The following is a 22,140-nucleotide window of genomic DNA, read 5'->3' as shown; positions in this document are numbered from 1 at the left end:
AGGTTATATTCATTTTCAAGTACCTCTTTTACTGATCTCTCACCCAATTCCTAAACCTCTTAATAGTTGCATTCCTCCCATTAATTCCACTACTTTCCAAATAGCGAGGAATCACATCAATCAAAGGTAAACCGGGAAAATTCAAACTCGACTGAGACACCACATAACTACCATCTACTAAAACATTAATTTGCAACTTCCCGTTTTCAAACCTCCACAACTCAGGAACTTTTAAAGCTTCATATATATTCGGATGAGTGCGGGAAGTAACATCAATTTCTAAAGCTAAATCTGGAGGAGGATCAATTGTTAAATCTAACCTTTTCTTACCCCTAACTAAACCCTCATTCTTAATATAAAAACATTGATCAGGTTCTATCCCCTTTTCCATAAATTGATTTTTAAAAGTCGTAGAACCAAGACTGAGAAATTCAATATCCAATTCTTCTAATAATGCTTTAATTAAATCACTAATAATTTCCTTATCAAATTCATGTTCTGGTAAAGGAGTCATAATTTCTAATATTCCCTGATCATAAGCAATTTTCGCAGCACGATGTTCTCCCAACTCCTCTAAAATTGCTTCCAATTCTGTCCAAGTGACATTTTCTAATAAAACCCTTTGTCCTGGTGGTACATGAATGCGCTTTAATTCTAACAACATCATTTCCACTCCTTAAACTTAGTAAATCTATTTTACTAGATAAATAATAGATTTGAGTGAAACTTAACCTTTCCTTTTCACCCAACTAAAAACATCCTCAACAGTAATATTCACACCCAAACCATCCAACACAGGTAAAACATCATTTCCTAATAATAATAAAGGTAAAGAATGAGGTTGAAAAACCAAAATAGAACGCTCACTAGGATCAATCAAGGTTTCCATCTTATGTATCTTGTGTAAATCTTTTAACCGTTCTTCTCTTTGCGCCTTTGCGTCTTTGCGTGAGATAATTTCTTAAAACTCTTATATCAATCCCTTGGGATTTTACACAAAAATATCAAAAACTCAAAACACTGTCAAGAGCAATGGCTGAAAAAACCAAAACTCGTCAAATAATTGAGAACATTATCAATAATATTGAGAATAGAGGGGGGATTATTGACACAAAACTTTTTTTCAGGAATTTAGAATAGAACGTAGATAAACGCAGATACATACAAATAAAAAATAAGGGTGGGTTTAAATTTCCCACCCCCGATAAATTAGCGTTTAGCTAACTTCTTCGCCATTTTGCGGAGACGAATAGATTGGGGAGTTACTTCCACCAACTCATCGGGTCCGATGTACTCCAATGCTCGTTCCAAACTCATTTCTATAGGTGCTTGCAACTGTACCAGTTCATCACCACCTGATGCCCGGTGGTTGGTTAACTGCTTGGTTTTGCAAACATTCAACTCTAAATCTTGAGGACGGTTGTGTTCACCGACAATCATGCCTTTGTAAACCTTAGTCCCTGGAGTGATGAAGAATGAACCTCTATCTTCTGCGTTCTTCATGGCGTAGAATGTGGAAACGCCTTCTTCAAAAGATATCAGAACGCCTTTGTTACGGGCTTCAATGTTACCTGTGATGGGACGATAATCAAGGAAACTGTGGTTCATGATACCTTCACCGCGAGTCATCCGCATGAACTCACCCCGGAAACCAATCAAACCACGAGCGGGAATCACAAATTCTAATTGGGTGCGATCGCCAACACCGGGTTGCATATCTTGCATTTCCCCTTTCCGTTGTCCTAAACGTTCAATACAGCTACCTACTGCATCGCTGGGAACGTCTAAAACTAATAATTCAAAAGGTTCGCAAGGTTGGCCGCTGACTTCGCGGTAAATTACTTGAGGCTGAGAAACTTGGAACTCGTAACCTTCCCGTCGCATGGTTTCAATTAAGATACCCAGGTGCAATTCACCCCGTCCAGAAACGTGGAACTTATCAGGTGAGTCGGTTTCTTCTACTCTTAAAGCTACGTTGGTTTCTAATTCTCGGAACAGGCGATCGCGCACTTGACGAGATGTCACCAATTTACCTTCCTGACCTGCAAAGGGTGAATCATTTACCCAGAAGGTCATCTGTAAAGTTGGTTCATCCACTTTAATTAGTGGTAACGCTTGAGGTTCATTAGGATCGGTAATAGTTTCACCAATGTAAGCATCAGCAAAACCAGCCACCGCTACAATATAACCAGCAGAAGCTTCTTCTAATTCCACCCGCTTCAAGCCTTCAAATCCCATCAACTTGGAAATTTTAGACTTGACAATATTACCACTTTCTGTTATCAAAGCTGCCTGTTGTCCAGCGCGGATCGTACCGTTATGGATTCTACCAATAACAATCCGTCCCAGATATTCAGAATAATCCAGAGTGGTAACTTGCAATTGCAGAGGTTTGTTAGCATCACCCACAGGTGCGGGAACATGACGGAGGATCGCCTCAAATAAAGGCTGCATATCTACCGCTTCTGCTTCCAAAGTTTCTTTCGCATAACCAGCCATCCCGGAAGCGAACAGATAAGGGAAATCACACTGATCGTCATCTGCACCCAATTCCAAGAACAGATCCAAGACTTTATCTACAGCGACATGAGGATCAGCCTTAGCGCGGTCAATTTTGTTGATAACAACAATAGGACGTAAGCCCTTTTCCAAAGCTTTTTTCAGTACAAAGCGAGTTTGGGGCATAGGTCCTTCGTTAGCATCAACAATGAGGATGCAACCATCAACCATGCCGAGTACCCGTTCTACTTCTCCACCGAAGTCAGCGTGTCCAGGGGTATCAACAATATTGATTAGGGTATCTTTATATTTAACCGCCGTATTTTTGGAAAGAATAGTAATTCCCCGCTCTCTCTCCAGATCATTGGAGTCCATCACACAATCCGGAACGTCTTCGCCTTCGCGGAAAATGCCGGACTGTTTGAGGAGAGCATCAACCAAAGTGGTTTTACCGTGGTCAACGTGGGCGATAATGGCGACGTTACGAATTGGGAGCGTCATAAGAGCGTTGTTGTGTAATTTAGGGTTTTTAGATTTAATAGCTTAGTTAGCTTAGTGTTTGGCTGTTTTAACAGAAGTGGAGGTTTTTTGCCAGTTCTGTAACGAACCTTTAATAATTCTAACTCAATTGTCACAAAAATTGTTATTTTGACAGGAAATAGCAAGAGTGTTTATTGCGGTTTAGGGGTGGTTATTGGGATTATCAACAACTAAACCTTCGTTGACTGCGGCATTATTCAATTCTTGATCAGCAGATATAAAAGTTAATGGATGCAAATTATTAGCTATGCAAAGATCGTTAACAGCTTTAGCCGCAGCTAACTGAACCGCGTCATAACCCCGCAAACCGTGTTTTTCTGCCAAGGTCATAGCTGAATTAATAATAGTATCTGTAATTTCAATTACTTGATATTCCGATTGAATATCATTTTTCAATTGGGAATATACTGTGTTAGCATCTGTGAGAGCGATATTGCCGCCCTTTGCACGTCTACTAATTGCCGCAGTAATTTCCACAGCAGTAATAGCAGCAATAAATACAGTATTTTTCAGATTAGGATTGCACAAACTCACAACCCAACTTGAACCTATTTCCGCAACATAGCGTTTAACTAAAGCACTACTATCAAAGAAATAAACTGTCATTTAGCCGCGTTCCTCAATGATAGTTTGAGAAACAGGTTTACCCTGTACTTGAATGAGAGTTCTTTCCTGTGGTTGGGGAGTGGGTTGTTTAATTTCTTTCACCAAACCAGAATTTAAAAGTGCTTGATAAAATTTTGTGGTTTGATCAGCTTGTGCTTTGTCAGTCAGGTATATTTGAATAATCCGATTAAGCTGTTGTAGTTCATCCTGTTCTAAACTATTTAGCTGGTTAATAATTTCATTCAGAAGCGTTTGTGGCATAGGTTCTTAGTTTGTCAGGTAACGGATCATGCTAGACAACGGTACAACTCAGAATTTTTCTTGAGTACATAATTTGCAGCTTCCTCAAAATCGTTTTTGGGATAATTGAGCCAATGTCCTATTGTAGCACGTAATAATTCTTCAGGCGAGATATTATTTGCTTGTGCCATTGCTTGCAGTTGTTGTAATTGTTCCTCTGGAATATTGATAGTAATTGCAGCCATAGTCATTGTTGATAAAAGCTAGTGTTTTTTATATTTTAAGCATATTTTAATATATGGTTCAAGTCATAATATACTAAATAAAGTATAATTCTGTACATAATTAAAAGAATCTTGAGGTATAAAACCGATGTCTAATAAAGAACCTTGGCTGGCAGTTAATTTATCAAAAATCTTTCCCGGAATAGGACAAATATATACCGGATATCAGATAAAAGGATATTTATTCATATTAGTAACTATTAGCTTATTTATATTGAGTCTTTGGTTAGTTCTCAGTCCCACAGTAAATATATTATTTGCAGTTGCTTGTTTATTATTAAATGTGATTTTTGGATTTTGGAATTTATTTGATGCTTACGCTAGTGCTAAAAGTAAGAATAGCCAGGAATTTGAAGAACTGAGAAAACAAAATAAAGATCCTTGGTTAGCAATGTTTCTCTCACAGCTATTTTGGGGATTAGGTCAATTTTATCTTGGTCAATGGTTATTAGGAATTGTAGCAATTATCATTATCTTGATAGTTTCCAGTTTTCTCCCTGTGCTTTTACCAGTAATTTATGCTGGTATTTCTTATTTAGCATATAGCTTATCACCAGTGCAGCGAGAAACATCAAAAAAAACAGCGTTTTTAGTTTCTTTAGGACCAATAATTTCAATTATATTGTCTTTCGCTTTGGCATTTTCTGTGAGAACATACATAGCAGAAGCAAGATGGATACCTACAGCAGCGATGGAACCTACATTACATGGCAAACTAAATCGTTGGGAAGCTGATAGCATTTTAGTTGATAAATTGATATATCATTTTGAACCTCCTCAACGTGGTGATATCATAGTGTTTTCTCCAACAGAATCACTCATCAAAGAAGGATATACAGAGGCTTTTATTAAAAGAATAATAGCCCTACCTAATGAAAAAGTGGAACTCAAAAATGGGAAAGTTTTGATTAACAATCAACCATTAGCAGAAGATAAATATTTAGCCTCAAACCAGCGTACAGAAATTGATGTTTGTATATCAACTCCCTATTTATCTAAACCTGTCACCATACCATCGGATTCATATTTAGTATTAGGGGATAATCGCATGAACAGTTTTGATGGAAGATGCTGGGGAGTTGTACCCCGGAATTTGATTATTGGTAAAGCATCTAAAATATTTTTTCCACCGGATCGGATAGGAAAGATTAATTGATAGTTGTTTATTTTTTTATTCTTCTCTTCTTCTTCCTCTTCCTTCGTGTTCTTCGTGGTTCAATCCTTCTAAACTTAGAAAATAAACCCAAAATACCCATTTAAAAAATGCTAACAGAAAAATTCACCCAAGCATTAACCTACGCACACCAACTCCACACAACCCAGATCAGAAAAGGTTCAGGAGTACCCTATATTAGCCATTTATTAGGAGTAGCCAGCATAGCCTTAGAATATGGAGCAAACGAAGATGAGGCGATCGCTGCATTATTACATGATGCCATAGAAGACCAAGGAGGAGCAGCCACCAGAGAAGAAATTCGTCGTCTTTTTGGGGATAACATCACCGCAATAGTTGACGGATGCACCGACGCAGACACCATCCCTAAACCCCCTTGGAAACAACGCAAAGAAAAATATCTCGCTCATATTTCCACCGCTTCCCCTTCCGTGTTGCTGGTTTCTTGTGCTGATAAACTTTATAATGTTAGATCAATTCTCAAAGACTATCGTTTAATAGGTGATGCAGTGTGGGAAAGATTCAAAGCTGGTAAAGAAGGAACTTTGTGGTATTATCGCGCCTTAGTGGATGCTTTTAATAAAACTAATAAAAATACTAAAATTACACAATTAACAGAAGAATTAGAACGAGTAGTAACAGAATTAGAAACTTTAGTAAAGGTTTAGCAGTGCTATAGATTTATGGGTGTTTTTAGTCATCTTTAGATGACTTCTGCTATTAGACTGGGAATTCATTCCCAGTCGGGTGATCGGTTTTACGTTAAGTTGACACCAATGAGCAGTGCTAAACCCCTACTGACTCCAGATAAAAATCATCCCCAAGGATGATTTAATCAGCAATCTAACGGAATAAGCTGCTTAATGAACTATCTTCGTGAATCCGCCAAATCGCCTCACCAAGTAAATTAGCAACTGACAGCGTGACTAACTGAGGAAAACGATTACTTTCAGGAATAGGAATAGTGTTAGTAACTATCACTTCCTCAAATAAGCCACTTGATAAGCGTTCAATCGCTGGCGGTGAAAATACTGCATGGGTAGCACAAGCATATACTTGACTAGCGCCTTCATGACGGAGTAATTTCGCCCCTTCGGTAATTGTTCCACCTGTATCAATCATGTCATCTACTAAAATTGCCGTTTTGCCTCTGACATCGCCGATGACGTTCAAAACCTCAGCGACGTTGTGAGCTTGACGGCGTTTATCAATGATTGCCAGAGGTGCATCATTCAATTTTTTGGCAAATGCTCTGGCTCTGGCAACACCGCCCACATCAGGGGAAACAACTACAACATCATGTAGTTGTTTACTCTGTATATAATCCAGTATTACGGGTGAACCGTAAACATGATCAAAAGGTATATCAAAATACCCCTGTATTTGTGCTGCGTGTAAATCCATTGCAAGAATACGACTAGCACCAGCTTGAGTAATCAGGTTAGCAACCAGTTTAGCGGTGATAGATTCTCGTCCTGCGGTTTTGCGGTCAGCGCGGGCATAACCATAATAGGGAATTACTGCGGTAATTTGCCGTGCTGATGCGCGACGACAAGCATCAATCATGATCAGTAATTCCATTAAATGGTCGTTAACTGGCTGGCAAGTTGGCTGGATTAAATAGACATCACAACCGCGAATAGATTCTTGGATTTGAACATACAGTTCTCCATCCGCAAATCTTTTACGAATCATTGGACCCAAGTCCATCCCCAGGTAACGAGCGACTTCTTGGGATAATTGTAAATTGGCAGAGCCAGAAAACAGCCGCAGACGGTGATTTTCAGTCAGTCCTGTGGTGACTGGGTGCATTGTCAAAGTTGCAGAACTCAGCACAGCAGATCCTCGATGTGCATTCATGGCGATATTATCATCAGAGATTTAGCAGATTTCACGGTCATAGATAGACTAAACAAAACATTTGTAAGTTTTGTTGAAACTTCTATACAAACTTGCAATATTTCTCCATATACTTACATTAACTAATTTTCTAGTTCTTCTGAGAAAAAACCAATGAGGAATATACTGACATCTATTTTGATCAATAGTTTCAGAGTTCCATTTTTGGAAATTGGAATGAACCACCCAAATATTTGATAATTTGCTATGGTAGATTACTTATTATACCGTTTCTTTTATCACTGAGATCAATTTATTTGCACATAAATTCAAAATTTTTTCCAATTTTGGCCAGTATTAATCGGTCCCACAGAAAATGATCAATGCTAGTTGATAATTTAAGCAGGGGACAATAGAAATTTTCTGACTGCGGAATGTTGAAAACCAACAATTTAGCTTTCAAGATGCTGGTACTTATTTTATGATACTAGCATCAAATTGAGAAACTCAGTTATTCGATCTTCTATATTGGTGACTGGGGACTGGGGAAGAAGCAGGGGAGCAGGGAGCAGGGGGAAGTCATTGGTGTTTTTCCCAATTACCAATTACCAATTACCAATTACCACGTTTATGCTTTAGTTAATTTCTAGCTCAGTTGCTATTACACTTAATCTATTGATTATGCAACCACCCATTAAAGTTGGTACTGTTCTACAAAATCGTTATCACATCATTAACATTCTTGGACAAGGGGGTTTTGGTAGAACTTATCTCGCAGAAGACGAAAGACGCTTTAACGAACTTTGTGCAATTAAAGAATTAATGCTCACGGAGACGGGTGTTTATGGTGGGAAAAAAGCCCAGGAACTGTTTGAGCGCGAAGCAGCCACTTTATATCAAATCGAGCATCCGCAAATACCTAAGTTTCGAGAAAAGTTTTCCCAAGATCAACGCTTGTTTTTGGTGCAAGATTACATTAGCGGGAAGACCTATCACACCCTCTTAAATGAACGTCGCCCTGACAGTCAAGCTTTCACTGAAGTTGAGGTATTACATCTGCTACGCTCTTTGTTGCCCGTTTTGGAGCATATTCACAACAAGAGAATTATTCACCGGGATATTTCGCCGGATAATTTGATTTTACGGGATATTGATCAAAAACCTGTATTAATTGATTTTGGGGTGGTGAAAGAACTAGCTACACGGTTATCTACCCCGGAAAAAAAGCCGGTGACAACGGTGGGGAAACCGGGCTATTCTCCTAGTGAACAAATGCAGTCTGGTAAAGCTTATCCTAATAGTGATTTGTATGCACTAGCGGTAACAGCTATAGTTTTGTTGACGGGAAAAGAACCAGCAGAGTTATTTAATGAAACCCAACTGACTTGGAACTGGCAGCAGTGGGTAGAAGTGAATCACCGATTTGCTGAAGTTTTAAATCGGATGTTAAGTTATGTACCGGGCGATCGCTATCAAAGTGCTAAGGATGTATTATCAGCTTTAGAATCTTTGGATCAACCCCATATCCCGCAGCCAGAGGTATCATATCTACCAACCGTTGCTGTTAGTCATCGTCCCGATCCTTTACCACCAACACCCAACACACCTGCTCCAGTAATTCCACCGCATCAAAGTAGCTCTATCTTAGATAATCCGTTAGCTATTGGTGCTATTGGCAGTGCTGTGGTAATTTTAGCAGGATTTGGTTCTTGGACAGTGGTTAATTCTCTTCGCAGTCAACAATCACAAACACCACCAGAACAAGCAACCACGCCCCAAAGTTTTCCTTCTCCTGTTATTCCCGGTGTGACATCTACTCCGACACCAGATTTAACATTAACACCAACACCAACACCAACACCAACACCAACACCGACTAATACTGAAGTTGTCTATACAAAACGTTTAACATTCGGAACATCTAACACAATTAAGGTAGATGGTACTATCAAGGTTGGTGAAATAATTAAATACAGTTTTACGGGTGATGTTGGGCAAAAGTTAAATGTAGCTGTTGACAAGGAAAGTGGAGTTGTGTTAACTGTGCTAACTGCTGATGGACAACCGATTGGTTATGATTCAGAGCGAGTTACTTCTTATCAAGGGTTATTAACAAATAATGGTGAATACAGTATTCAATTAACTTTGTCCACAGAAGTGGCTGAAAGTGATTATAGTTTGAATGTCGCTTTAGAAAACCCAGTTGAACCTACACCCACCGAAACCCCCACCCCCACCGAAACCCCAACCCTAACCCTACCGAAACCCCACCCCTACCGAAACCCTCACCCCCACCGAAACTCCCACCCCCACACTCACGGAAACACCTAGTACAGACTCACCAGAAAATAATCCCATCCCCGAAATTACTACCACACCAGAAATTACGCCTAGTAATTAGCGCGATTAACGCTAAATTAAAGATAGTCCAGCTATTTTCCGGCTGGGCAAAATTTTCTATTTTTACAGTAATTACTCGTAAGTAAATTGTCAAACACATTACTAATTACAGGGACTGATACTGGGGCTGGTAAAACTTTTGTGACTACAGCCCTAGCAGCCTATTGGCAAAAATATCGCCCTCAAAGCCGCTTGGGGATTATGAAACCCATTCAATCTGGGGAGGGTGACAAGGAGTTATATCAGTCACTTTTTACACTACGTCAGACTCCAGAAGAACTCACGCCTTTGTATTTTCAAGCACCTTTAGCTCCACCCATTGCTGCTGCTAAGGAAAATCGGACTATAGATTTAGGTTTGGTTTGGCAAACTTTGTTAAAGTTGCAACAGCGAAGTGATTTTTTGTTGGTGGAATCTTTGGGAGGGTTAGGTTCACCAGTTACGGATGAATTGACGGTAGCTGATTTAGCGGGTGAATGGCGTTTACCTACGGTTTTAGTTGTACCTGTGCGATTAGGTGCGATCGCTCAAGCCGTGGCTAATGTAGCATTAGCAAGACAAGCTAAGATTAATTTGCGGGGAATTGTCCTTAATTGTACACAACCCCGATTTGATGAGGAAATAGCTGACTTAACACCACCGGAGTTAATTGAATCATTTACTCACATACCCGTTTTAGGTTGTTTACCTTATTTAGAAGCACCCACTAATTTAGAACTACTGGCGGAAGTTGGATCTAATTTAGATTGGGAAAGATTATTGTAGGAGGCAGGAGGCAGGAGTCAGGAGGTAGGGGAAGTAAATAACCCAATTACCAATTACCCATTACCAATTACCCATTACCCATTACCAATTACCAATTATGATTTCTACTATCCCAAATTCTGGTACTGAAAATCTCGCTCATGTGCGGTTACAAATTCGTTCTTTACAACCACAGTTGATAGAATGGAGACGACGCATACATCAAAAACCAGAGTTAGGTTTTCAAGAAAAACTGACTGCTGAGTATATTTCCCAAAAGTTGCAAAGTTGGGGAATAGAACATCAAACAGGTATTGCGGAAACTGGCATTGTTGCTATTATCAAAGGTGAAAAATCTGGACATGGTAAAGTTTTGGGTATCCGTGCTGATATGGATGCCCTGCCAGTTAAAGAGGAAAATGAAGTACCTTATTGCTCCCAGCATAAGGGAGTGATGCACGCTTGCGGACATGATGGACATACTGCGATCGCAATGGGTACAGCATACTACCTACAACAACATCGTCAAGACTTCAGCGGTACTGTAAAAATCATCTTCCAACCCGCAGAAGAAGGTCCAGGTGGTGCAAAACCGATGATTGAAGTTGGAGTCTTGAAAAACCCAGATGTTGATGCCATGATCGGTTTACATTTGTGGAATGATTTACCTGTGGGGACTGTCGGAGTTCGTCCTGGCTCTTTTATGGCAGCTATATCCTATTTTAACTGTACAATTTTAGGCAAAGGTGGACACGGCGCACTTCCCCATCAAACCGTTGATTCAGTTATCGTTGCAGCCCAAATTGTCAACGCCTTGCAAACAATTGTAGCGCGGAACGTCAACCCCTTAGAATCAGCAGTAGTGACAATAGGTGAACTTCATGCAGGAACGAGAATGAATGTAATTGCTGATACAGCAAGGATAAGTGGATCTATCAGATATTTTAACACTGATTTAGCAGGATTTTTTGAAAAACGGATTGAACAAATTATTGCTGGAGTTTGTCAAACTCATGGCGCTAATTATGACTTAGAATATGTCAATCTTTATCCTCCAGTCATTAATGATCCAGAAATAGCAGAGTTAGTGAGAAGTGTAGCAGAAACAGTAGTAGAAACACCTGTGAATATTATCCCAGAATGTCAAATTATGGGTAGTGAAGATATGTCATTTTTCCTGCAAGAAGTTCCTGGTTGTTATTTCTTTTTAGGTTCTGCCAATGCCGAGAAAAAATTAAATTATCCCCATCATCATCCGCGCTTTGATTTTGATGAAACAGCGTTAGCTATGGGTGTAGAAATGTTTGTTAGATGTGTAGAGAAATTTTTGAACTAATCTAATCTAATGTGATAATTGTGGGATAGGCATCTTGCCTGTTCCTAATTTTAATAATTTTATAAAATTTGTATAATTTATTCATTTATGGAATATAATAATGTATTAGTCACCATTGGCACGGTAAATTTTGATCAATTGGTAAATTTCTATATTCAGTTACTAGAACAAGAACCAAAAAAGATGATACCTAATGTTTATGCTGAGTTTAACATCCTGAGTTTAACTTTAGGTATATTTAAAGCAAAGAAAAATGATGAATCAGAATTTGTAAGCAATAGCAAAAGTCCGCTAAGTTTGTGTATAGAAGTGAGTAATTTAGAAAATGCGATCGCACACCTCACATCTTTAGGTTATCCCCCACCAGGAAAGATTTCTATAGCATCCCACGGCAGAGAAATTTACGCTTATGACCCCGATGGCAATCGTTTAATATTACATCAAGGTTATTAGTTATTAGTTATTAGTTATTTTTACCCAATCACCAGTCACCAATCACCAATGTCCATCACACAAAATTACAAATTAAATTTAATTCAATGGTATCCTGGCCACATTGCCAAAGCTGAAAAAAATCTCAAAGAACAGTTAAAAAGGGTAGATGTGATATTAGAAGTGCGGGATGCACGTATTCCCTTAGCTACAAACCATCCGCAAATGAATGAATGGGTGGGGAGTAAGTCGCGGGTGTTAGTAATTAACCGTTTAGATATGATTTACCCCCAAGTGCGATCGCTGTGGGTAGACTGGTTTAAAAGCCAAGAACAGACCCCTTATTTTACTAATGCTCAACATGGTCAAGGTATCACAGCCATAGCTAAAGCAGCGCAAGCAGCAGGGGTAGAATTGAATGAACGCCGAAAACAAAGAGGAATGTTACCCCGTCCTGTCCGTGCAGTCGTCATTGGTTTTCCTAATGTGGGAAAATCAGCATTAATTAACCGTTTGTTAGGAAAGCGAGTTGTTGAAAGTGCAGCGCGTCCGGGAGTGACTCGTCAACTACGATGGGTGCGAATTTCTGAACAATTAGAATTATTAGATGCACCTGGTGTTATTCCTGCTAGATTAGATGATCAAGCAGCCGCAGTCAAATTAGCAATTTGTGATGATATTGGCGAAGCATCCTATGATAATCAATTAGTAGCTGCTGCTTTTGTAGATATTTTAAACGAACTGCAAGAAAGCCATCCTCATTTATTACCACCACACCCATTACTTTCACGCTACGAAGTTGATTCTATTATTCACACAGGAGAAGAATATTTGCACGTTCTCGCAGAACATCGTTATAAAGGAGATATCGAACGCGCTGCTAGAACTTTAGTTAGCGATTTTCGCAAAGGATTGTTAGGGAATATACCTTTAGAAATTCCACTGCAATAATTAGCTTCTAACTTTTAAATATTCTGCTCTCTTGATATCCTGACTCCTTGATCTCCTGCCTTTAATAAGAAACACCCAATTTTGATGGTAGCTGCTATTGTGAATGTGTGTAACACTAGGAAACTACCTGAAGTTAGTTTTTAACAGGAGATCAGGGAATGGCTATTGCTACCATTAATCCCGCTACGGGGGAAACTCTGAAAGTCTTTCAACCGCTGGAGGATGGGGAAATTGCGGCTAAAGTGGAATTAGCCCAGCAAAGTTTTCAGGAGTATCGTCAAACAAGTTTTGAGGACCGATCGCAATGGTTACTTCAAGCAGCGAATATTTTAGAACAGGAAAAGGCTGATTTTGCCAAAATAATGACTTTAGAAATGGGTAAAACCTTAAAATCTGCGATCGCAGAAGTGGAAAAATGCGCCCTTGTTTGTCGTTATTATGCCGAAAATGCCGCCAGTTTTTTAGCTGATGTCACCATTAGTACCGATGCTAGTCATAGCTTCATAAAATATCAACCATTGGGGATTATTCTCGCCGTTATGCCCTGGAATTTTCCTTTTTGGCAAGTTTTCCGGTTTGCAGCACCAGCATTAATGGCGGGCAATGTAGGTTTACTCAAACACGCATCTAATGTCCCCCAATGTGCCTTAGCGATAGAAGATATTATCAACCGTGCAGGTTTTCCCAAAGGAGTTTTTCAAACATTATTAATAGGTGCTACAAAAGTAGCTGATTTAATGGCAGATGATCGGATCAAAGCTGCTACATTAACTGGAAGTGAACCCGCAGGTGCTTCTTTAGCGGTTGCATCTGGTAAACAAATTAAAAAAACTGTCTTAGAATTAGGGGGAAGTGACCCTTTTATAGTCTTAGAAAGTGCTGATTTAGAATTAGCAGTAGCCACCGCAGTCACAGCACGGATGATCAATAATGGTCAATCTTGTATCGGAGCTAAACGGTTTATTGTTGCTGATCAAATTGCCGATGAGTTTGAAAAAATGCTATTAGCAAAATTTCAAACTTTGAAAATCGGTGATCCTTTTGCAGAAGATACAGATATTGGACCATTAGCAACACCCGATATTCGCCAAGATTTAGAAAATCAGGTGAAAATTGCGGTAGAAAATGGTGCTAAAGTCCTCACAGGTGGTAATGCTTTAAAAGATAAACCTGGCAATTTTTACCCACCTACTATTATCATAGATATCCCGGTAGAACATCCTATTGCTAAAGAAGAATTTTTTGGTCCAGTGGCTTTATTATTCCGAGTTGGGGATATTAATGAAGCGATCAAATTAGCTAATGATATACCCTTTGGTTTAGGTGCAAGCGCATGGACAAATAATGAACAAGAAAAAAATCGCCTCATTCAAGAAATTGAAGCCGGGGCAGTATTTATTAATGGCATGGTGAAATCAGATCCGCGTTTACCCTTTGGGGGAATTAAACGTTCTGGATATGGGCGAGAGTTGAGTATTCAAGGTATTCATGAATTTGTGAATATCAAAACGGTTTGGGTTAGGTGACAGGTGATACAATTTTGGATTTTGGATTTTGGATTTTGGATTGTTTTTGCCATCTCCAATCTAAAATCTCCAATCTAAAATCTAAAATTCCCCTGACTCCTGACTCCTGACTCCTTTAATTATTACTTTTGAGGAAATAATCATGAATACTGCTGAATTATTGGTACAGTGTTTAGAAAATGAAGGTGTACAGTACGTTTTTGGTTTACCTGGTGAAGAAAATCTCCACGTTTTAGAAGCTTTAAAAAAATCCTCCATTCAATTTATTACCACTCGTCATGAACAGGGTGCTGCATTTATGGCCGATGTTTATGGGAGGTTAACTGGTAAGGCGGGGGTTTGTCTTTCTACTCTTGGTCCTGGGGCGACAAATTTAATGACTGGTGTAGCTGATGCTAACCTGGATGGTGCGCCATTGGTAGCTATTACCGGACAGGTGGGAACAGATAGAATGCACATTGAGTCCCATCAATATTTAGATTTGGTGGCTATGTTTGCCCCAGTTACTAAGTGGAATAAACAGATAGTTAGACCGAGTATTACACCAGAAGTAGTAAGAAAAGCCTTCAAGCGATCGCAAACAGAAAAACCCGGTGCTGTTCACATTGACTTACCAGAAAATATTGCAGCCATGCCCGTAGAAGGTAAACCTTTACAAAGAGATCACACTGAAAAAACCTATGCAGCTTTTGCTAGTATTCGCGCTGCTGCTGCCATTATTTCCCAAGCAGTAAACCCGATAATTTTAGTAGGAAATGGAGCAATTCGCGCCCATGCTAGTGACGCTGTAACCCAATTTGCCACCCAATTAAATATTCCTGTTGTTAATACCTTCATGGGTAAAGGTGTCATTCCCTATACCCATCCTTTAGCCTTATGGTCTGTAGGATTACAACAAAGAGATTTTATCACCTGTGGTTTTGATCATGCTGATTTAGTCATCGCAATTGGTTATGATTTAATTGAATTTTCGCCTAAAAAATGGAATCCTGAAGGTAATATTCCCATTGTCCATATTGCAGCTACTTCCTCAGAAATTGACAGTAGTTATATTCCCAAAGTGGAAGTAGTAGGGGATATTTCTGATGCACTGAATGAAATTTTAAAAGTCGCTGATAGACAAGGTAAACCTAATCCTTATGCTATTAGTTTACGTCCAAATATTCGTGCAGATTATGAAAGATATGCCAATGATGATGGATTTCCCATTAAACCACAAAAATTAATTTATGATTTGCGGCAAGTAATGGGACCAGATGATATTGTAATTTCTGATGTCGGCGCACATAAAATGTGGATGGCCAGACATTATCATTGTCATAGTCCGAATACTTGCATTATTTCTAATGGTTTTGCAGCAATGGGAATTGCTATTCCTGGCGCTTTAGCTGCTAAATTAGTATATCCAAATCGTAAAGTTGTAGCTGTAACTGGTGACGGTGGTTTTATGATGAACTGTCAAGAATTAGAAACAGCTTTGCGGGTAGGTACTGCTTTTGTCACCTTAATTTTTAATGATGGTGGCTATGGTTTAATTGAGTGGAAACAGGAAAATCAATTTGGTAAAGGTAACGCTGCTTTTGTGCATTTTGGTAATCCTGATTTTGTTAAATTAGCCGAAAGTATGGGTTTAAAAGGTTATCGCGTTGACTCTGCAACTGATTTAATTCCTGTACTTAAAGAAGCTTTAATTCAAGATGTCCCTGCGGTGATAGATTGTAGGGTAGACTATCGAGAAAATCGCAAGTTTACGCAAAAAGCTGATGAGTTAAGTTGTGATATTTAGGTGATTGGTGATGGGTGATGGGGAAAGATATAATTATCTAATTACCCATTACCCATTTTGTCAGAATCAGGATAACCAGGATTTAAGGATTTACAGGATGTTATTTTATATTCTCAAAAATCACTCACATCTGATATAATAAGGATTCACCAAAATATCAGACATCTAAACATTACTAACTTTAATTCTTCCTCTGCGTCTCTGCGGTTCGTTAAAAAAATAATCTAACAATAATATCAAATAGGAAAACATCAAAAATAAAACGCAGATAAATGCAGATGAACACAGATAAACAATATCCTGTAAATCCTTAAATCCTGGTTATCCTGATTCTGACAAAATTCACATCCTATTAAATCAATTTATGGTATGATTGCTATAAAGTTAGGGAACAGGGAACAGGAAATAATTATTTACCAATTACCCATTACCCGTTACCAACATCTTTTAAATTGTATCAGGATCTACTCCTAATTCTCTCAATTTCTGCGCTAATAATTGAGCGCGGTTTTCAGATTCTTGAGCGCGATTTTCGGCTTCTTGGGCGCGTCTTTGTGCTTCTTCTTTTTCTAATTTCTCCCTTGCAGCACGTTCATCACCTGTAGGTATTACCATTCCTTGTTGATCACACCAACGTAACCAAATATCATGTCTTCCTTCAAATTCTCCTTCCCAAAATGTCACACCTAAATTAATATCTGATAACCATGTTTCTGAGGTTTTTGCATAATGTCTACCGACTAATTGATAAATGTGTAATTGTTCTTCTCCTAGTTCTTGATTCGGATCGTAAACTAGATAATAGTTGACTTTCATTCTTTCATAGATTTTCAGTTTTTTGGTAAGTTCTTCACCTTCTTGGTTAGAAACTATTTCCATGACTAATTCTGGTGATTTACCAAATTTCCACACCATGTAACAACGATTTTGTTTTTTCCACCATTCTTCGGGAGTTTGCACATCAAAACTGATAAAGACATCGGGTACTATTGCAGGTTCTCCATCGGTATGATAAATTCCTACATTGGCTTCTATTAAACAAGGTTGTAATTCTGAATAACTGTACAGTGAACTAACTAAAAGTCGTTGCTGTTTTGCAGATGGAAAGTTATCCACAGGTGTATCGTCTTCTGTAATCAGTAAATTAGCATCTGGAATATAGTGATCATCAACTTTGTCTAAAAGTTGTTCAGTCATGATTTTTATTCACTTATTCAATAGCGTTATTTTAATTATACCTAGCATTAAAGTTTCGCGCAAAGTAAGAAGATAATTGATAAAATTCTGATCAGAAAAATTACTTTTGTAGATTCCTGTGACAAATAAATATTCTGACTCCTCACTCCTGACTCCTCACTTCTGATAAAAAATGTAAAATTTTCCTCAGTCTGCGATAATCTTTCCAAGTATTGATGTCAATAACCACGCAAGTTGAGGATATCGCTGTGACTAAGTTTTTATTTGTAACCGATCTAGATAATACTCTTGTAGGTGATGATCAAGCTTTGCTAGAATTGAGCGATCGCCTCCAAGATCATCGTCAACAACATGGTACAAAAATAGTCTACTCCACAGGACGCTCTCCGATTCTCTACCGCGAACTGCAACAGGAAAAAAACCTCATCCAACCTGATGCACTGGTTTTATCCGTCGGTACGGAAATTTATCTCGATGGTAGCGATACTCCCGATCCCGAATGGTCAAAAATTCTTGCTCCCGGATGGCAAAGGGACACTATACTGGAGATTACCCAAAAATTCCCCGAATTGGAATTACAACCAAAATCCGAACAACGTCTTTTTAAGGTCAGTTTTTTCTTAGAAGAAAAATTTGCAAGTATTATACCACAACTTGAGGCAGAATTGCAAAAACTTCAACTTAATATAAAATTAATTTATAGTAGCGGTATAGACCTTGACATTTTGCCCCTTACCAGCGATAAAGGTCAAGCAATGCAGTTTCTACGACAAAAGTGGCAATTTGCAGCCGAGCAGACTGTTGTTTGTGGTGATTCAGGTAATGATATTGCTTTATTCGCAGTCGGTGAGGAACGGGGTATCATTGTCGGTAATGCTAGACCAGAATTACTACAATGGCACAATCAGTATCCTACTGAATATCGTTACTTAGCACAAAAGCATTGTGCGGCGGGGATTATGGAAGGATTAAAATACTTTAAGTTCCTAAAATGATAAGCTATCTCAAAGGTATTGTGGCTGGTGTGCAAACGGTTAGCGCGAATCGCACGATTCTCACGTTAGAGGTAAATGGCATTGGGTATGATTTACAAATCCCCCAACGTCTAGCTAACCAATTAAGTAATACTGGTAATGTGGTACAAATTTTTACCCATTACCAGATTCGGGAAGAAGTTCCTGTACTCTATGGGTTTTCTTCCCCTGCGGAAAGAGATTTATTTCGTCATCTGCTTTCTGTGAGTGGCATTGGTTCAGCTTTAGCGATCGCTCTTTTGGATACTTTGGAATTACCAGAGTTAGTGCAAGCGATTATTGCGGCTAATATTAATATGCTCATTCAAACACCGGGTGTAGGCAAGAAAACTGCTGAACGCTTATGTTTAGAACTCAAAAACAAACTGATTGAGTGGCGTAAGTCAGCAGGGTTTTTTGTCGCTACCGGTGGTCCAGCACCGGGTATTTTGGAAGAAGTGCAAATGACTCTTTTTGCTTTGGGTTACACTCCCCATGAAGTCAGTCATGCTTTGCACGTTGTTAGCGAAGATATCGGTTTAACTAAAGATGCCTATGTGGAGGATTGGATTAAACAAGCGATCGCTCATCTTAGCAGTAGTGAAGTAGTTCAGATGGCAGGTGACAGGTGACAGGTGACAGGTGACAGCAAATAGAAAATACCTGTAAAGTATCTGTTTATTTGTGTTAAAAAGTAGTTTGTTTTGTTTCTGAGTAATGAATAAAAATCCCTATGCTTGGATAGAAGCATCATTAACAACTATTCATCGGGCTGACTGGTATCGTTCTGTACAAACTATTAACAGTCTTCCCGGTGCTGTTGTGCTGTTATCTGGGCAAGAGGTGATTAATTTTGCTAGTAACGATTATTTAGGATTAGCAGCAGATGAAAGTTTAAAAACATCGGCAATTCAAGCTATTCAAAAATTCGGTACTGGCAGCACTGGTTCTAGATTACTCACTGGACATCGGGAATTACACAGTGAATTAGAACAGGCGATCGCATCTACCAAACAAACGGAAGACGCTGTAGTATTTAGTTCTGGTTATTTAGCGAATCTCGGTACAATTACTGCTTTAGTGGGAAAGCGAGATTTAATTTTATCAGATCAATACAACCATTCCAGTTTAAAAAATGGGGCAATTCTTAGCGGTGCAACCATCATAGAATATCCCCATTGTGATATTCTGGCGTTGACAGCTAAGTTAAAACAAGAACGTCAAAAATACCGACGTTGTTTAATTATCACCGACAGCGTTTTTAGTATGGATGGTGATTTGTGTCCTCTTCCAGAATTGTTGAATCTAGCAGAAGAGTTTAGTTGTATGCTGCTAATAGATGAAGCACACGCTACCGGAGTTATGGGAAAAACGGGGGCGGGTTGTGTGGATCATTTTGGTTGTACAGGCAGAGAGTTAATCCAAATTGGCACATTAAGCAAAGCTTTGGGAAGTTTAGGCGGTTATGTAGCCGGAAGTCATCAATTAATTGACTTTCTCCGAAACCGCGCACCGAGTTGGATATACACTACTGCCCTTTCACCAGCAGACACAGCAGCAGCTTTAGCAGCAATCAAAATAGTACAACAACAACCAGAACGCCGACAACGATTATGGGAAAATGTTGATTATTTAAAACATTTGGTTACAGAAAATTTACTTAACTTAACACTTAACTTAACACCTAACTTAAAAATCTTACCCTCCCAATCTCCGATCTTCTGTTTTCAATTACCTGATGCAGCTACAGCATTAACAGCAGGTAAAAAACTAAAGGAAGCGGGTATTTTTGCTCCTGCTATCCGTCCTCCCACAGTACCAACAAGTCGCATTAGGGTTACAATTATGGCGACCCATGAAAAAGAGCATATTAATAAGTTGGTAAATAGTCTAAAAGAATTGATAATTGATAATTGACAATTGTTTAATTCAAGGTTGCAAATATCCCCTTTACCGGCGAAAAGAAGAACAAATTTCTGATTTTTCCATCTTCTCACGAATGAGCCAGAGGTATTTGTTAATTCTCAAAAAAAGAAATCTGCTCAAATTTTTACAAGCTCTATACACCCCTTGGGATTTTACATATATCATACCAGAAAAAAAGTATCTGTCAATATCAATGGCTGAAAAAACCAAAACTCGTTAAATAGTTGAGAATTTATAGCAATAATCTTGAGAATGGCTAGGGTTTATTGCGAAAATCAGGGTGAAAAACTTTTTTGGCACATTTCGATTTTAAAAATCTTATCAAAGGTTTCCATCCCCTTGCGGGGAAAAGGTTATGAAAAACCAGAAGCTACTATTGGCAAGAAAGTGATGAAGATATTACGTTTCCATCCCCTTGCGGGGAAAAGGTTATGAAAAACCCTATACTCACGGAAACCTTGTTACATTTAGCTTTCAAAGGGCATTTGCGCCAAGCTACGGAAACAAAGATGTAACAAGCAAAGTCAGTATTCAATTTTCTTGGTACAGATTGCTGTTTCCAGCCAATAAAAATAATTTAACCGAAAAACTCCCAGATGTCAACCCAAAAAACTAACATTTTCTCAAAATCACTAAACATTACTAAATGTAAATCTTTATAGCTTCTTGCGCCAAACTTATCAAAGTTCTTAACATTCCGTTACAATCCCGCAAACGACGAAATAGTAAGGATATTAGTAGTTAAAATGCTGTATTTTCCCCAGTTCTCAAATTTACAAAACTTAACCAAGTGGGTGTGAAAAATTGTCGTTATGACAAAGCAGGAAGCAGAAGGGAAAAGCAAAGTCGAACCACTGACTCCTGACTCCTGACTCCTTGAACATCAATTAACCTTGACTAAAAATTGCTAACAACCACCGACTAATAGCACCATCATCTTCAGTTTGCGACTTTTGCAAAGCTTGTTCAACTATCTCAATTTTTAAACCTGGTAAAACTAATGATTCACGAATCACAACACTTTCAGTAGGTGATAAACAAGATGCAATCACTTGACTTTTATTCACATCAATAACCCAATATTCCTGAACACCTAAACGCTGATAAAGTGTTAATTTTCTAGTAGTATCATCCTCCAAAGAAGAAGCAGCAATTTCTACAACAAAAGTAGGTGGATCTATTTCATTTAAGTTAATGGGTGTATTATTATGTGGAGGAAATTTGAGGTTTTTCCCAATGTAAAAAGCCAGATCAGGTTGAGATTCCCGCATCCTAATTTTCCTAAAACTCGTATTTGTTAAGCCTTTAATGGGAATATTCTTAATGGTGGCATACAAAATAACTAAGGTGGAAAGTATTGTGTGATCTTGTCCATGTGCAGAACCGATAGGTAGCATTTCAATCCTCATGTAACCTTGATCATAATAAAACCGTCCATTTGCTAAAGTTGGATCATCTGCAAAAGTGAGAAAATCTTCCCAAGTTGCTTCTATCCAAGTATCAGTGGGGACAGTTGTTAAAACTAAAGGAGAGTTAACCATAATTAATCACTGTATGCTGTTCTTATTTAGTCTAACTCCAAAGATTGATAAATGTGGTGATAGTTAAAAGTGAATCTTTCCCAATCACCAATCACCAATCACCAAT

General features: G+C 38.6%; 21 protein-coding genes and 1 pseudogene. 13 read left to right on the top strand and 9 right to left on the bottom strand.

Features of this window, described 5'->3' with window-relative positions; genetic code table 11:
• Positions 1 to 28 precede the first annotated feature (28 nt).
• From K2F26_RS12445 to K2F26_RS12420, 6 genes are all read right to left on the bottom strand, one after another.
• Positions 29 to 664, bottom strand: a complete 636-nt coding sequence (locus tag K2F26_RS12445) for a Uma2 family endonuclease (RefSeq protein WP_220611866.1) — start codon at positions 662 to 664, stop codon at positions 29 to 31.
• Between the two features lie 63 nt (positions 665 to 727).
• Positions 728 to 889 carry a hypothetical protein gene (locus tag K2F26_RS12440; RefSeq protein ID WP_220608074.1) on the bottom strand — a complete coding sequence of 54 codons (162 nt, stop codon included), beginning with the start codon at positions 887 to 889 and terminating at the stop codon, positions 728 to 730.
• Between the two features lie 320 nt (positions 890 to 1,209).
• Entirely contained in the window at positions 1,210 to 3,000 is a 1,791-nt protein-coding gene (gene typA / locus K2F26_RS12435; RefSeq protein ID WP_194053471.1) for a translational GTPase TypA, read from the bottom strand.
• Positions 3,001 to 3,180: 180 nt separating this feature from the next.
• Entirely contained in the window at positions 3,181 to 3,645 is a 465-nt protein-coding gene (locus K2F26_RS12430) for a type II toxin-antitoxin system VapC family toxin (protein ID WP_194053473.1), read from the bottom strand.
• The gene (locus K2F26_RS12425; RefSeq protein WP_220608073.1) at positions 3,646 to 3,906 is read right to left on the bottom strand and encodes a hypothetical protein; all 261 of its coding nucleotides are present in this window, start codon (positions 3,904 to 3,906) and stop codon (positions 3,646 to 3,648) included.
• A gap of 26 nt (positions 3,907 to 3,932) precedes the next feature.
• A complete protein-coding gene (locus K2F26_RS12420) occupies positions 3,933 to 4,130 on the bottom strand; it encodes a DNA-binding protein (protein ID WP_220608072.1) in 198 nt (65 codons plus the stop codon).
• Between the two features lie 127 nt (positions 4,131 to 4,257).
• On the opposite strand from K2F26_RS12420, the gene lepB reads away from it, so the two are divergent.
• Positions 4,258 to 5,325, top strand: coding sequence for a signal peptidase I (gene lepB / locus K2F26_RS25315; protein WP_220608071.1), 1,068 nt, complete (start codon positions 4,258 to 4,260; stop codon positions 5,323 to 5,325).
• Positions 5,326 to 5,432: 107 nt separating this feature from the next.
• The gene (locus tag K2F26_RS12410; protein WP_220608070.1) at positions 5,433 to 6,011 is read left to right on the top strand and encodes an HD domain-containing protein; all 579 of its coding nucleotides are present in this window, start codon (positions 5,433 to 5,435) and stop codon (positions 6,009 to 6,011) included.
• A 175-nt stretch (positions 6,012 to 6,186) separates the two neighbouring features.
• On the opposite strand, the gene K2F26_RS12405 is transcribed toward K2F26_RS12410, so the two are convergent.
• Positions 6,187 to 7,203 carry a ribose-phosphate pyrophosphokinase gene (locus tag K2F26_RS12405; protein ID WP_220608069.1) on the bottom strand — a complete coding sequence of 339 codons (1,017 nt, stop codon included), beginning with the start codon at positions 7,201 to 7,203 and terminating at the stop codon, positions 6,187 to 6,189.
• A 660-nt stretch (positions 7,204 to 7,863) separates the two neighbouring features.
• Here K2F26_RS12405 and K2F26_RS12400 point away from each other — a divergent pair.
• The 7 genes and pseudogenes from K2F26_RS12400 (at position 7,864) to K2F26_RS12370 (ending at position 16,357) form a co-directional block, all read left to right on the top strand.
• Positions 7,864 to 9,583 (top strand): annotated as a pseudogene (locus K2F26_RS12400) (protein kinase domain-containing protein).
• 86 nt (positions 9,584 to 9,669) lie between these two features.
• A complete protein-coding gene (gene bioD / locus K2F26_RS12395) occupies positions 9,670 to 10,347 on the top strand; it encodes a dethiobiotin synthase (RefSeq protein ID WP_220608068.1) in 678 nt (225 codons plus the stop codon).
• A gap of 97 nt (positions 10,348 to 10,444) precedes the next feature.
• On the top strand, positions 10,445 to 11,662 hold the full coding sequence (locus K2F26_RS12390; protein ID WP_220608067.1) for a M20 family metallopeptidase: 1,218 nt from the start codon (positions 10,445 to 10,447) through the stop codon (positions 11,660 to 11,662).
• 87 nt (positions 11,663 to 11,749) lie between these two features.
• Positions 11,750 to 12,115: a VOC family protein gene (locus K2F26_RS12385; RefSeq protein ID WP_220608066.1), complete on the top strand. Its 366-nt coding sequence runs from the start codon at positions 11,750 to 11,752 to the stop codon at positions 12,113 to 12,115.
• Between the two features lie 48 nt (positions 12,116 to 12,163).
• The gene (ylqF, locus tag K2F26_RS12380) at positions 12,164 to 13,045 is read left to right on the top strand and encodes a ribosome biogenesis GTPase YlqF (protein WP_220608065.1); all 882 of its coding nucleotides are present in this window, start codon (positions 12,164 to 12,166) and stop codon (positions 13,043 to 13,045) included.
• A 158-nt stretch (positions 13,046 to 13,203) separates the two neighbouring features.
• On the top strand, positions 13,204 to 14,571 hold the full coding sequence (locus K2F26_RS12375; protein WP_220608064.1) for an NAD-dependent succinate-semialdehyde dehydrogenase: 1,368 nt from the start codon (positions 13,204 to 13,206) through the stop codon (positions 14,569 to 14,571).
• A 142-nt stretch (positions 14,572 to 14,713) separates the two neighbouring features.
• Positions 14,714 to 16,357: an acetolactate synthase large subunit gene (locus K2F26_RS12370; protein ID WP_220608063.1), complete on the top strand. Its 1,644-nt coding sequence runs from the start codon at positions 14,714 to 14,716 to the stop codon at positions 16,355 to 16,357.
• Positions 16,358 to 16,804: 447 nt separating this feature from the next.
• Here the strand turns inward: K2F26_RS12370 and K2F26_RS12365 are convergent, their stop codons facing one another.
• Positions 16,805 to 17,554 (bottom strand): Uma2 family endonuclease, encoded by a 750-nt coding sequence (locus K2F26_RS12365; RefSeq protein WP_220608062.1) that lies wholly within the window; start codon positions 17,552 to 17,554, stop codon positions 16,805 to 16,807.
• Between the two features lie 248 nt (positions 17,555 to 17,802).
• On the opposite strand from K2F26_RS12365, the gene K2F26_RS12360 reads away from it, so the two are divergent.
• The 4 genes from K2F26_RS12360 (at position 17,803) to K2F26_RS12345 (ending at position 20,928) form a co-directional block, all read left to right on the top strand.
• Positions 17,803 to 18,549: a sucrose-phosphate phosphatase gene (locus tag K2F26_RS12360; RefSeq protein WP_220611865.1), complete on the top strand. Its 747-nt coding sequence runs from the start codon at positions 17,803 to 17,805 to the stop codon at positions 18,547 to 18,549.
• Positions 18,546 to 19,199, top strand: coding sequence for a Holliday junction branch migration protein RuvA (ruvA, locus tag K2F26_RS12355; protein ID WP_220608061.1), 654 nt, complete (start codon positions 18,546 to 18,548; stop codon positions 19,197 to 19,199). The genes K2F26_RS12360 and ruvA overlap by 4 nt, the downstream gene beginning before the upstream one ends.
• 85 nt (positions 19,200 to 19,284) lie before the next feature.
• Entirely contained in the window at positions 19,285 to 20,484 is a 1,200-nt protein-coding gene (bioF, locus tag K2F26_RS12350) for an 8-amino-7-oxononanoate synthase (RefSeq protein WP_220608060.1), read from the top strand.
• A 261-nt stretch (positions 20,485 to 20,745) separates the two neighbouring features.
• A complete protein-coding gene (locus tag K2F26_RS12345) occupies positions 20,746 to 20,928 on the top strand; it encodes a hypothetical protein (protein ID WP_220608059.1) in 183 nt (60 codons plus the stop codon).
• A gap of 452 nt (positions 20,929 to 21,380) precedes the next feature.
• Here the strand turns inward: K2F26_RS12345 and K2F26_RS12340 are convergent, their stop codons facing one another.
• Positions 21,381 to 22,034, bottom strand: a complete 654-nt coding sequence (locus tag K2F26_RS12340; RefSeq protein ID WP_220608058.1) for a Uma2 family endonuclease — start codon at positions 22,032 to 22,034, stop codon at positions 21,381 to 21,383.
• Between the last annotated feature and the right edge of the window lie 106 nt (positions 22,035 to 22,140).

Origin of the sequence: Sphaerospermopsis torques-reginae ITEP-024, assembly GCF_019598945.1 — a bacterium.
Lineage (GTDB): Bacteria > Cyanobacteriota > Cyanobacteriia > Cyanobacteriales > Nostocaceae > Sphaerospermopsis.
The sequence above is the reverse complement of the archived record's forward strand: the minus strand, read 5'-3'. Positions and strand labels throughout refer to the sequence as shown.